General features: G+C 61.8%; 11 protein-coding genes. 7 read left to right on the top strand and 4 right to left on the bottom strand.

Annotated elements, in window-relative coordinates; all coding sequences use genetic code 11:
- Positions 1-158: 158 nt before the first annotated feature.
- Positions 159-401: a YdcH family protein gene (locus tag ACTJK7_RS02095; protein WP_039768852.1), complete on the top strand. Its 243-nt coding sequence runs from the start codon at positions 159-161 to the stop codon at positions 399-401.
- A 109-nt stretch (positions 402-510) separates the two neighbouring features.
- On the top strand, positions 511-681 hold the full coding sequence (locus ACTJK7_RS02090; RefSeq protein ID WP_170928923.1) for a hypothetical protein: 171 nt from the start codon (positions 511-513) through the stop codon (positions 679-681).
- 161 nt (positions 682-842) lie between these two features.
- Here ACTJK7_RS02090 and ACTJK7_RS02085 read toward each other — a convergent pair whose 3' ends face one another.
- The 4 genes from ACTJK7_RS02085 to ACTJK7_RS02070 all read right to left on the bottom strand — a co-directional run bounded on the left by ACTJK7_RS02085 (position 843) and on the right by ACTJK7_RS02070 (position 5,813).
- Positions 843-1,859, bottom strand: coding sequence for an SMP-30/gluconolactonase/LRE family protein (locus ACTJK7_RS02085; RefSeq protein ID WP_419791550.1), 1,017 nt, complete (start codon positions 1,857-1,859; stop codon positions 843-845).
- A gap of 56 nt (positions 1,860-1,915) precedes the next feature.
- Entirely contained in the window at positions 1,916-3,061 is a 1,146-nt protein-coding gene (locus ACTJK7_RS02080) for a sterol desaturase family protein (RefSeq protein WP_323151886.1), read from the bottom strand.
- A gap of 109 nt (positions 3,062-3,170) precedes the next feature.
- Positions 3,171-4,034: a LysR family transcriptional regulator gene (locus ACTJK7_RS02075; RefSeq protein ID WP_041475306.1), complete on the bottom strand. Its 864-nt coding sequence runs from the start codon at positions 4,032-4,034 to the stop codon at positions 3,171-3,173.
- A gap of 60 nt (positions 4,035-4,094) precedes the next feature.
- Entirely contained in the window at positions 4,095-5,813 is a 1,719-nt protein-coding gene (locus ACTJK7_RS02070) for a hydrogenase maturation protein (RefSeq protein WP_440780126.1), read from the bottom strand.
- A 297-nt stretch (positions 5,814-6,110) separates the two neighbouring features.
- On the opposite strand from ACTJK7_RS02070, the gene ACTJK7_RS02065 reads away from it, so the two are divergent.
- The 5 genes from ACTJK7_RS02065 to ACTJK7_RS02045 all read left to right on the top strand — a co-directional run bounded on the left by ACTJK7_RS02065 (position 6,111) and on the right by ACTJK7_RS02045 (position 11,823).
- Positions 6,111-6,617: a sigma-70 family RNA polymerase sigma factor gene (locus ACTJK7_RS02065; RefSeq protein WP_011334510.1), complete on the top strand. Its 507-nt coding sequence runs from the start codon at positions 6,111-6,113 to the stop codon at positions 6,615-6,617.
- Positions 6,614-7,561, top strand: a complete 948-nt coding sequence (locus ACTJK7_RS02060) for a FecR domain-containing protein (RefSeq protein WP_108562252.1) — start codon at positions 6,614-6,616, stop codon at positions 7,559-7,561. Before ACTJK7_RS02065 ends, ACTJK7_RS02060 begins: the two co-directional genes overlap by 4 nt.
- Positions 7,562-7,652: 91 nt before the next feature.
- Positions 7,653-10,577 carry a TonB-dependent receptor gene (locus ACTJK7_RS02055; protein WP_108562250.1) on the top strand — a complete coding sequence of 975 codons (2,925 nt, stop codon included), beginning with the start codon at positions 7,653-7,655 and terminating at the stop codon, positions 10,575-10,577.
- Positions 10,578-10,831: 254 nt separating this feature from the next.
- On the top strand, positions 10,832-11,323 hold the full coding sequence (locus tag ACTJK7_RS02050; protein ID WP_011334507.1) for an antitoxin Xre/MbcA/ParS toxin-binding domain-containing protein: 492 nt from the start codon (positions 10,832-10,834) through the stop codon (positions 11,321-11,323).
- Positions 11,320-11,823, top strand: a complete 504-nt coding sequence (locus ACTJK7_RS02045) for an RES family NAD+ phosphorylase (protein WP_011334506.1) — start codon at positions 11,320-11,322, stop codon at positions 11,821-11,823. Before ACTJK7_RS02050 ends, ACTJK7_RS02045 begins: the two co-directional genes overlap by 4 nt.
- The last annotated feature ends 116 nt before the right edge of the window (positions 11,824-11,939 follow it).

The raw sequence follows: 11,939 nt of genomic DNA, 5'->3' as shown, positions 1-11,939 counted from the left end.
TTTCGCCGACCAAAGGTTTTATCGCATTTGCGAAAGGGCGACGAACGGGCACCGCTGGTCTGACAGGAGGTCGACAGAACCGGTCAACCGAGGCCATTCTGATACCTGGCCAGCGCAATCGGTCGCGTTGGCTGCCGATCAACTGACGGAGGTGTTCCATGCCGGTGACCCATGATTTGTTACAGGACTTGAAACTGACAAAGGAAGAGATCCAGCAACGACGCACCGCGGATCCACATCTGGATGCACTGATCAACAAGTATTCCCAGGCGGACGCCGAAGTCGTCAAGGCCGAGACGGCGACCTCGGATGCACCCAGCGACGACACCCTGAAGAAACTCAAAGAGAAACGCCTGCAGGTCAAAGACAAGATCGTCGAGCAGTTGCAGGCCCGATCCTGAACGTCAGTCGCGCCACCGGCCCTCGCTGGTGAAACGACTGGAACGACAGCCCCGACCGGCACCTCGAATGTTCAGAGTCTTTACATCGCGACTCTTACCGAGGTGCCTTATGAAAGATCCTAAATTTCCCAGTGAAGAGCAGGGTGCATTCGACCCGGTTCCTACCCATCCCGAGCCCAACAGTCCGGCGCACACCGTTCGTAGTCCTGAAGAAGAACGCAAGAGCGAGGAAGTGCCGGAGGATGAGGATCCGGACAAGTTCGATCGATCCAGTAACTGATAGTCCGCCATCGCTGGCAAGTCGAATCGTCGCACCGCAGCTCCCACAGGTTTTACGTCGTCTGCAGATTCCGCGATCAACGCAGTAACTGTGGGAGCTGGCTTGTCGGCCCGCCGCATCGCAGCGATGACGTCAGCCGATTCATCACAAATCTCAAAGCCTCACTTCAAGGCGGCGTCCAATGGCATCCGCGCCATGTGCGTGGCCTTCAGCGAGCCGAAATACAACCACTCGCCATACTCGCGCACCGTGGTGATCGGCGAGTAATTGCCGGCGCTGGCGTCCTGCAGATTGGCGATCACTTTGCCGTCCAGATCCAGCCCCAACACGAACCCGCGTTTCTCCACCGGTTTGGGCAGCACGGTCATGGCCCGCACGATCATCTTGCGTACGAACGGGTGTTCAGCGGTGCGGTCGAGCAGCGGATTGCGCGGCGTGTACAGCGCCACCCAGAAGCGATCCCGGCCATTGTAGGCGAGGTTGTCCGGCAGCCCCGGCAGGTTATCGATGAACAAATCGTGAGTGCCGGCCTTGGGCCCGGTCAGCCAGTAGCGGCTGATGCGGTAGGCGCCGGTTTCGTTGACCAGCACATAAGCGTCTTCCGGGCCGAGGGCCACGCCGTTGGCGAACTCCAGCTTGTCCAGCAACAGACTGGTTTTTCCGGTCTGGAAGTCGTAACGCAGCAGGCGTCCGTCGCCGCCATGTTCGATGATCGCTTCGCCATCGTGACCGTAACCCCAGCGACTCGAGGCGTCGCTGAAGTAGGCGTAGTGTCCGGACTTGTCGATCGCCACGTCATCCGTGAAGCCGAACGGCAGACCATTGGCTTCGGTGGTCAGCGCCACCAGCTGACCCTGTGCGTCGAGGGACAGCAAACCCTTGACTCCGTCGGCGATCACCAGCAAACCGTTGGGATGCCGCGCCAGCCCCAGCGGCCGGCCGCCGGTATCGGCCAGCACCTTGCGCTGTTGGCCGTCGAGGCTGGTGCGCAGCAGGCGACCGTCGTGCAGGCCGGTGATCAGGAAATCGTTTTCCAGCAGCAGCGCTTCCGGACCTTCGATATTGCTCGGCCCGACCTGTGCAACACCCTTGAGCCGCTGGTTGTCAGCGTACTGGCCTTCGCTCAGCGAGGGCGCTGGTTGCGGTGTCCATGCCACGGGCTCGACCTTGGTCGGCATGAGCAGCAGGAACGCCACGATGACGACGATCAGCAACAACACCGAATAGCGCCACTTCACACGTGAGCTCCTGCAAGGGCCAGGTGCCGGGTGGCCATGTCGCGCAGGGCGAGCATCGAAGTCGCCGATTCGCGCTCGATGCGACGCTTGAGCAGCAGATGGTTGGCGATGCGCAGGCCGATGCCCTCGAACTGGTAATCGAGGGTGCGCACGAACCGCGTGGCACCGTCGTGCGCCGAGCATTCATAGGTCAGCAGCAATGACAGACCCTGATCACCCTGAGCCCGGGCACACCAGCGCCGACCGGGCAGGTATTCGGTCACCTCCCAACGCAAATGCCCCGCGCGTCCCCCGGCATGGATGTCCTCGTCGAATCGCGCGCCGGCATGCAGCGCACCGCTCGGGCCGTCGATCTTCAGTGAAGACGGATGCCACTCCGGCCAGCGACTGACGGTGGCGGCGTAAGCGAGGACGGCGATCGGATCGCCGGCAATGTCGACGGTGTGCTGCATGCGGGTCATGGGCGTCCTCGAATCGGTTGAAGGGGCGGTTTCCGGCTCCCAGTAGAGGGTGCCGAACAGGTAGTCCATCAGCGGAAAAACGATATTGAAATTGCGCTCCTGCATGCGTTCGCGACGGTGGTGCAACTCATGCAGACGGCGCATCTGGCGGATCCACGGCAGCCGGGTCAGCGGGTTCTGCGGCGGCAGATGCTCGCAGGCATGAAACACCTCGTAAGTCAGGTAACCGAACACCATGCAGCCGCCAAACAACCCGGCGACGTTGCTGTTGACCTGCGCAAACAGCCACCACAGGGGCAGGGAGATTGCCAGCGTGTGCAGCACGATCAGCCAGGCCGGGAACAGGATCACCCGCCAGTCGCGGGCGCCGTCGTAGGTCATGTGGCCGGGGGTGAAGAAACTGTGATGATCGCCGGCATGCCGGGCGTAGAACATCCGCGCGAAGCGCTTTTTGTGGTGACCGAGGTGGCGGTGCACCATGTACACGCCGAAATTGAAGAACAGCAGGGTCAGTGGCACGGCCAGCCATTCCAGCGGTTGCACCTGGTGCACGCTGCTCCAGAACGCGCCGATGGCCAGCACACCGAACAGCAGCACGAATGCGCCGTGCAGCCACGGGTTGTAGCGGGGATGGATCGCCGCCCGATAACGGCTGCGAAATGCCTCGGTGGTCTGCCTCACTGCGCTCACCTGCGGATATTGTCGTTATCCCGGCAGCGTAGCCGATCCCGCCGTTTGTGCAGGGCCAACCTTCAGGTCACAAGTGCCATGCTCCGGTGTATGGCGGCCGTCAGCTCAACGGGTTCCAGCGCTGCGACCAGTCGTCATCGGCCTTGATCACTTCGCGCAGCAGATCGAATGCCTGTTGCAGGATCGCCGAGTCGCGGTCGCGGGAGTAGACGAGGTAGGTCGGATAGCCGAATTCCGGGGCTTTGGTCACCGGCTCCAGCGCGCCGCTTTCCAGATAAGTGCGCACGACCCGGGTCCGGAAATAGCCGCTGCCGCCGTTCTCCAGGATGTATTGCAGGGCCAGCGGGCCGAGGTTGAAGCTCAGGGCGGCCTTGGCCTTTTCCGGCAGGGCAGCGTCGTGCTGGCGGCGGAAGTCCGGGCCCCAGTCGATGTACACGTAGGGCGCAGGGCGGCCGGGCGTGGTCACCAGAATCAGTTTTTCTTCCAGCACTTGCTCGACCTGCAGCCCCGGCCAGTATTCCGGTTGATAGACCAGCGCCGCATCGAGCACCCCCAGTTCGAGCTGGCGCAGCAGGTTTTCGCCGTCGCGGATGTCCATGCGCAGGGCGTGACCGGGGATTTTCTCGCGCAATTCGGCGGCCCAACTGAGCATCAACGGGTTGCACAGGCTGACCTCGCCACCAATGTGCAGCACGTTGTGATAGCCCTCGGGCAAGGGCAGGTCGCGGCGCGCCGCTTCCCAGGTCTGCACCAGTTGATTGGCGTAGACCACGAAGGCCTCGCCGTTGGCGGTCAGGCGTGCGCCGGCACGGTTGCGCACGAAGAGAGTGCTGCCCAACTGGCTTTCGAGTTTCTGGACACGGGCGGTGATTGCTGTCTGAGTGACGAACAACTTCTCGGCCGCCGCGGCGAGGCTGCCGTGGCGGACGATTTCCAGAAAGGTGCGGGCGAGGTCGATGTCCATGGGCGGGCCGGTGGTTGAGGTGCGCGCATTGTACGGGCAGCCCCGGGACCGCGTCATTGTTCAGTCAGCCACTTCGACTTCATGCACCCGCGCCCATTCCTCCACCAACCGCGCCGGCGTACAGCAAGTCTTGCGCTTGTACACGAAGTTGCGGCACTTCTCGGCGAACTGATTGCGGTTGTACAGCATGTCTTCCTGCATCTCTTGCAGCTCCGCCTCGCGGCATTGGCGGATCAGCGCATGATCGACCCGCAGCTTGCGTTCGCGCACCGGCGCATAAGTCGGATCACTCAGCACACTGTTGGCCCGTTGCAGCAGCCACAGCGAAAACTCGTCCGGGCAGCGTGGGCCGACTTCCTGGACCATGCCCAGTTGCAGCGCCTGAGCAGCGCTGACCGGCAGACAGGCCTGGGTCAGTTGTTCGGCCATGGCCGGGCCGACGGCGCGGGGCAGGCTGTAGGTCCAGTATTCCGAGCCGTACAGGCCCATACTCTTGTAGTGCGGATTGAGCACGATGTCGGCGCGGGCAAACACGATGTCGGCCGCCAGTGCGAGCATCACGCCACCGGCGCCAGCATTGCCGGTAACCCCGCTGACCACCAGTTGCCGCGCGCTGAGCAATTCTTCGCACACATCATCGATGGCCTGGATATTGGCCCAGGCTTCGGCGCCTGGATCTTCTGCGGCCTGAATCACATTCAAATGCACGCCGTTGGAAAAACTGCCGCGTCCGCCCTTGATCAACAACACCTGCGTGTCGCGGGACTTGGCCCAGCGCAGGGCCTCGACCATGCGCCGGCATTGTTCGGTGCTCATGGCGCCGTTGTAGAACTCCAGCGTCAGCTCGCCGACCTGGCCGGACTCGCGATAGCGGATCGGCTGATACGGCTCGTCGCTGAATGGCGCGTTGGCAATCGACCAGTCCAGCACCGGCACGTGCGCCAGTTGTCCGGCCAGTACATGCCGCGCCGGACGCTTGAAGGTTTCCTCGCCCGGTTGCGGTTTGCGTCGCAGCGAGCCGATCCACAGGCTGTGATCACCGGTCGCCACCAGCACCGCGTCGTCGTGTACCGCGAGAATTTCGCCGGGCATGCCGGTGCGCTGGTCGAGGTGCGCGTCGAACACGTAATACTGCCCGCCGGCGAGACTGGCGAGCACACCGGGCTGGCCGTCCGCCGCATCGATGCAGCGTTTGATGAAGCGCGAGCAGTCATGCCAGCTGAAAGTGCGGTCGTCCTGTTTCATGTTCGGCTGCAAACGCCCGCGCACTTTCGGATCGTTGTAATCCAGCGCCACCGGCACGAAGCCGTCGATGAATTTCTCCACCACTTCACGGATGCAACAGATCGCCGCGTCGCTGACCCGGCCGTTGTACAGCTCGGATTTGCGCAGCCCCGTTGGCAGGTTGAATTCGCAGGTGGCCCAGACCGGGCCGGCATCCATTTCTTCCACCGCTTGCAGGGCGGTCACGCCCCAGGACGGCAGCTCGCGCATGATCGCCCAATCCAGTGCGCTGGCACCGCGATCGCCGACGATGCCGGGGTGGATGATGACGACCGGGCGCTGCGGATTGCTCCACAGCGCGTGGGGCACACGGTCCTTGAGGAACGGGCAGATCACCAGGTCGGCACCGCTGTTTTCAATCTGTTCGCACACGGCGGCTTCGTCGGTGAACAGCACCACGCTCGGCGAGTGCCCGGCCTGGCGCAGGTCCAGCCATGCACGCTGAGTCAGGCCGTTGAACGCCGACGACAAAAGAATGATGTTGAGTGATCGCATGATTGTTCTTCCTTGAAAGGTCAGCCGCAGGCTCCTGTGAGCCGTCCGTGGCTATCGATGGAGGCGCAAGGTTAGTGACTGGCGTGGCTCGCGCCACTGATCGAGATCAACGTTGTGTCAGCCAATATTGCCGTGGCGACGACGTGCCTTATTCTCAAAGGTTTGCTGATCCTGATTTTTTATTACTTCAAATGTCTCAGGCGCTATTGCACAGTCGCATCCCTGATCACCGCCGGAAGATCCCGGCGTATCCATGGATTTTCGCAGCGGGTGGAACCCGTTTTCAGGGAGTAACGCATGGGGAGTCACAACCCGCATTACCAGGTCATCGGGCAGATGTTCCAAAAGGACTACCGATGGCTGTGCGCGGCGGTCAGCCGTACGCTCGGTTGCCCGCACAGCGCACAGGACATTGCTTCGGAAACCTTTCTTCGGGTATTGGCGCTGCCCGATCCGCTGGCAATCCGCGAACCCCGCGCGCTGTTGACCACGATTGCCCGGCGGCTGGTCTATGAAGGCTGGCGCCGGCAGGATCTGGAGCGCGCTTATCTGCAAAGCCTGGCGCTGGCGCCGGAACCGGTGCATCCGTCGCCCGAGGAACGGGAATTGGTGATCGAAACGCTGCTGGCGGTGGATCGCTTGCTCAACGGCCTGTCGGCCAAGGCCAAGGCGGCGTTTCTCTACCACCAACTCGACGGCCTGACCTACAGCGAAATCGGCGAACGCCTCGGCGTGTCCACCAGCCGCGTGCAGCAATACATGGTCGAGGCGTTCAAGCGTTGCTATCAGGCGATGCAGGCATGAGGCCGGACGAAACGCTGATCGACGAAGCGGCGCAATGGATGGCGCTGCTGCAATCAGGGCATGTCAGCTTGCAGGAGCGCGCCGCCTTCGACGCCTGGCGCACGGCGGATCCACGGCATCAGCAGATCATCGAGCAAATGGGCGGCGGGCTGAGCCTGCTACGCCATTCGAACCTGCGCGGCTTGCCGCGTGAGAGTGTGTTGCACAGCCTGAATGCGCCGTCCAGTCGCCGTCGATTCCTCAGCGGCAGTTTGAGCGTGCTCGGTATCGCGGTGCTGGCCGGTTTGCTCGGTCGACGTTATGGCTGGTTGCCCGAGGCCGGCGAGTTGTCGACCGGTACCGGCGAGCGTCGGGAATTCACGCTGGAGGATGGCAGCGCCCTTACGTTGAATGCCCGCAGCCGCGTGGTACCACGCTTCAACAACATCGAGCGTTTGCTGGACTTGCGCAGCGGTGAACTGCTGATCGATGTGGCGAAAAATCTGGCCCGGCCGTTTGTGGTCGAAACCGAGCATGGGCGGATGCGTGCGCTCGGGACCAAATTCCTGGTGCAGCGCGGTGACGATTCGACGCGGCTGGTGATGTTGCATTCGCAAGTCGAAGTGGTCATCGCCAGCGGCGCGCGGCAAGTGGTGGAGGCGGGCGAAAGTCTGCTGTTCAACGCTCAGGAAATCCTCGCCCTGGAACGCAGCAAAGGGCAGGAAAGTGCCTGGGTCCAAGGGCGGCTTGAAGTGCGTGATCGGCCCTTGAGCGAAGTCATAGACAGCCTGCGCAGCTACCGTCGCGGCATCCTGCACTTGAGCCCGGAGGTTGCCGGTCTGCGTCTCAGCGGTCTCTATCCGCTGGACGACAGCGACCGCACCCTGCAACTGCTGGAGCGTTCGTTGCCGATCCGTGTCACCTGGCACAACCCGTACTGGGTCAGCATTGAAGCGCGGTTATAAATCCATAACTTCCCGGTCTATCCGTCCCCCTATAAAAAGCGCCGGGCCGCTGCTCATTCCCTGCAGACGCCTTCAACAGGGAAGCCCCTCGATGTTCTCATTCAAACAACAACAATTGTCCCGCCTGACGCTGACCATCGTGCTGGCGGCGGGCATGGCTCCGGTCGCCGTTCAGGCACAAGACGCCGCCGCTCAGGTCTTTTCCTTCGACATTGCCGCAGGGGCCCTCGACGAGGTGCTGCTGGACATCTCGCGGCAGACCGGCGTGCCGATCTCCTTCAGCCAGAATCTTGTGCAGGGCAAGCGCAGCAGCGCGGTACGCGGCGCATTGGGTGGACGTCAGGCGGTGGAGAAAGCGCTGATCGGCAGCGGTCTGCAAGTCGAGCAGGGCAGCCAGGGCCTGAGCATTCGTCAGGCCGATGGGCCGAGCGCCGCGCCGGTCAAGGCCGCAGCCGTGGCACCCGCCAGCAGCGCCGATTACCGCATGGAAAAAGTCACCGTCACCGGCTCGCGGATCGCCCGTGCGCAGAGCGATGGTGCGACGCCGGTCAATGTCATCACCCACGAAGAAATGGAGGCGCGCGGCTACAAGAACGTCTACGACGCCCTCGCCACACAAACCCAGAACACCGGCATGACCCAGGGCGAAGACTACGGCAACACCTGGCAACCGGCGGCCAGCGCCCTCAACCTGCGCGGTCTCGGCCCCAACCACACGCTGGTGCTGATCAACGGCCGGCGGGTCGCCGATTACCCGACGCCGTATGACGGCAAGGTCAACTTCACCAACCTGGCGAACATTCCATCGGCGATCATCGAGCGCATCGAAGTGCTCAGCAGCGGCGCCTCGGCGATCTACGGTTCGGACGCGATTGCCGGGGTGGTGAACATCATCCTCAAAGACAAAATGAATGGCGTCGACGTCAATCTCAAGGGCGGCACCAGCGAGCGCGGCGGCGGTGACAACCAGCGCTTGCAGATCAGCGGCGGCGGCAGTTGGGGCGACTTTGACGGTTTGTTCGGACTTGAACTGACCCACCGCGATCCGATCTGGGCCGATGATCGCGGCTTCATGCAGAGCGGGCCGCTGGCGGATGTCGGCTATCGGCGCGACCTGACCAATAATCGCTATCTGGGGCCCGGCTGTGGCGCCTATCAGGGCACGTTCGACAACAAACTGTTCAACAGCGGCGGACGTTGCCGCACCGACCAGATGTACAACGATTACTGGACGGTGCAGACGCAAAAGGAAAACTACGACGGCTACACCCGTGGCACCTGGCATTTCAGCGACAGTGGTCAGGTCTTCGCCGACCTGATGTACGGCCTCGATCACATCCAGAACAACACACGCGGCCCGAGCTTCACCTCGCCGGACTTCATCAACCAGAACAGCGGCAATCTGGAGCGCTGGTACCGCCGCTTCGGCGAAGAGGAAATCGGCGGACGCACCAGCAACAACAGCAAATGGCGCGATACCTCATGGACCGGCACCCTGGGACTCTCCGACAAGATCGCCGACACCGGGTGGAACTATGAACTGGCGGCCAACCGGTCCGAGTACAAAAGCGTTCGCACCACCCGTTACACACCGCTGTCGTCGATCCAGGATTTCTACCTCGGCCCACAACTGGGCATCCGCGACGGTTACCCGGTGTTCGCGCCGGATGCCTCGCGCCTCGACCGGCCACTGACAACCCAGGAATGGGAGCAGTTTCGCGGCAATCTGACGCAGAACAGCAAGTCGGTTTCCACCAGCTACAACGCGTCGGTCAACGGCGAGTTATTTGACCTGCCCGCCGGTCCGGTGGGATTTGCCGGCGTGCTCGAGGCGGGCAAGCAGGAATATCGCATCGATCCGGATGACAGCCTTAATGACGGCAGTTTCTACGGCGTGACCCCGGCGCAAAGCTCCGGCGGCTCGCGCAAGCGTTACGCGGCCGGCGGCGAGTTCAGCATTCCGGTCACCGACAGCGTGTTGGCCACAGCGGCAGGGCGCTGGGACCAATACAAATTCAGCGGCCGCACCGAACAACAGAAAACCTACAACCTTGGCCTGGAATGGCGGCCGGTAACCAGCCTGTTGGTGCGCGGCAGCTACGGCACCAGTTTCCGCGCCCCTGACCTGAACTACATCTATCAATCCGACAGCAACGGCTACTACCCGGCGCAGATCGACTATTACGGTTGCAGCCAGGGCGTGGAGGGCGCCTGTGATCGCGGGCGGGTCGATTACACCCAGAGCGGCACGGCGGATCTGGAATCCGAACGCGGCAAATCCTGGACCTACGGTTTCGTCTGGTCACCGTCGCGCAATTTCGATTTCTCCACCGATTTCTGGCGGGTGGAGATCGATGACCTGCTGACCACCGTCGACGAAAACCGTCTGTTGCAGCAAGAGAACGAATGCCGCAATGGCACCCAGGACATCAACTCGGCCAACTGCCAGTCGACCCTGGCGCGCGTCGATCGCAATCCCGGCAATGCCGCCGTCGATCCCAATCAGTTGCAGCGGGTGCGGGTGAACGCGATCAACGCTGCCAGCGAGCGGGTCAGTGGCCTGGACTTCAAGAGCAACATCCGCTGGGGCGCCGGGCAGTACGGTGCGTTCAGTTCGGCGCTGGGCTACACCCTGGTGCTCTCGCATTACTACAAGGAATCGGACGAAGCCCCGACCCAGGACTGGCGCACCTCGCGTACCAACTACGACTGGCGCAGTAAGGTCAACGCCAGCCTGACCTGGGATTACCAGAAGGCCACGGCAACATTGATGGGGATTCGCTACGGCTCGGTCACCAACGGCGCGGGCGACGGGCGTCTGTCGCCGTGGACGGTGTTCAATGCCAGTGCACGCTACAAGCTCAACGACCGGGCAAGCGTCGGGCTGACCGTGAACAACGTGCTCAACCAGGTCAAGCATGACGACTCGGCGGGGTGGCCGTATTACCCGACCGGCAACTACGACCCGTACGGGCGCCAGTGGTGGCTGGATGTGAGTTATCACTTCGGGAGTTGAATACGTAATGACGCCCGACAACGTCCTACGGAAGTTGCCGGGTTTCATGTGAAAGCAGGGATATTTCCGACGACTTTTTCAGGTTGGTCATCGGAAGCGTGATCTATAGCATCGGCGATGACATTGAAGTCGTTAACGGCCTGATTACTCAGGCCTCTGATAATGGATTGATCATGCGAACTGCACACCTCGAATACGAAACGCCGGCTTATTCCGCACGCCAACAGTGGCGCGATGACCGTGCCAGGTGCCCCATGGAGGATGTCGCGTTGCCCAGCGCAAAAGTAACCCGGTTGGCGGGCTTGAAGAAGGTTGAGGGCAAACCTGTCGAATTGCTCGTGCATGGCCGGAACATCGGTGATGACGCCCTGCTGATTGTTCACCTTACCGATGAAGGTTTCGAGTTGAACGACGTCGTCGACATGCTTTCAACCTCCGAGCTTTACCAGCAAGGCGACGTGGTCAAACTCATCACTGGCAAGTCGGTCAGAACGGTACGGCGGCTGCTGAAGGAAGGCAAACCGGTACGGCTTGACCCGCAGCAGAGTGTCATCGCCTACCAATATGCATTGGTGCTGGAGTTGGCCATTCGGGCCTTCGGGGGGCAACCACGGGCGGAGGACTGGCTGCAGAAACCCTCTACCTATTTTCACGGTCATGTGCCGCTGGAGTTGACCCTGCATCCATTGGGTTTTCAGATGGTCGAGCAGTATTTGCAGCAGCTTATCTACGGGGTTTACCCATGAACCCCTTGCCGTGGGACAAGCATTGGTATGCCTGGCGGCTGGATCCCGAGGTTTACGGAGGCACGTGGGACAGCGGGATTGGATCGAAGCTGAAAGGCGGTCGCTGGAATATACCCGGACGACGCGTCGTCTACGCCTCAGTCGATCCTTCCTCGGCCATTCTGGAGGTGGCAGCCAACCGCAGTTTTGATGCCCTGGACCGCGAACCTTATGTATTGACGTGCTTTGAGGTCATCAGCGACGCGAAGGTGAAAATCGTGCAGCCCGAAGAGGTGCCGAACCCTTACTGGCTGAGCCCTGCACAGCCTTCACCCAATCAGCAATTGTTCGCCGACGCGTTGCTGGCCGAGCACCCGTTTGTACTGATTCCGTCGGCGGCAACCCGCCATTCGTGGAACTTGCTGGTGAGCTGCGACCTGGCAGAAGGGCAGTTCAGGATGGTCTCGCAGGAGCGGTTCGGCCTCGATACCCGCTTACTCGCGGAAATGGCGTTGGTCTGATGAAGCGTCATGCCGCATTTTGCATAACCTCAGCACCCAACGGTCTAAATCGCGCCCTATAAATCGTCATCCGCCATCGCACATCCCTGCATAAACCAAAACGCAGGGATGGCTGT

This window comes from Pseudomonas sp. 22085 (genome assembly GCF_052045815.1).
GTDB lineage: Bacteria > Pseudomonadota > Gammaproteobacteria > Pseudomonadales > Pseudomonadaceae > Aquipseudomonas > Aquipseudomonas glycinae.
This window is presented reverse-complemented; position numbering and strand designations above follow the sequence as displayed.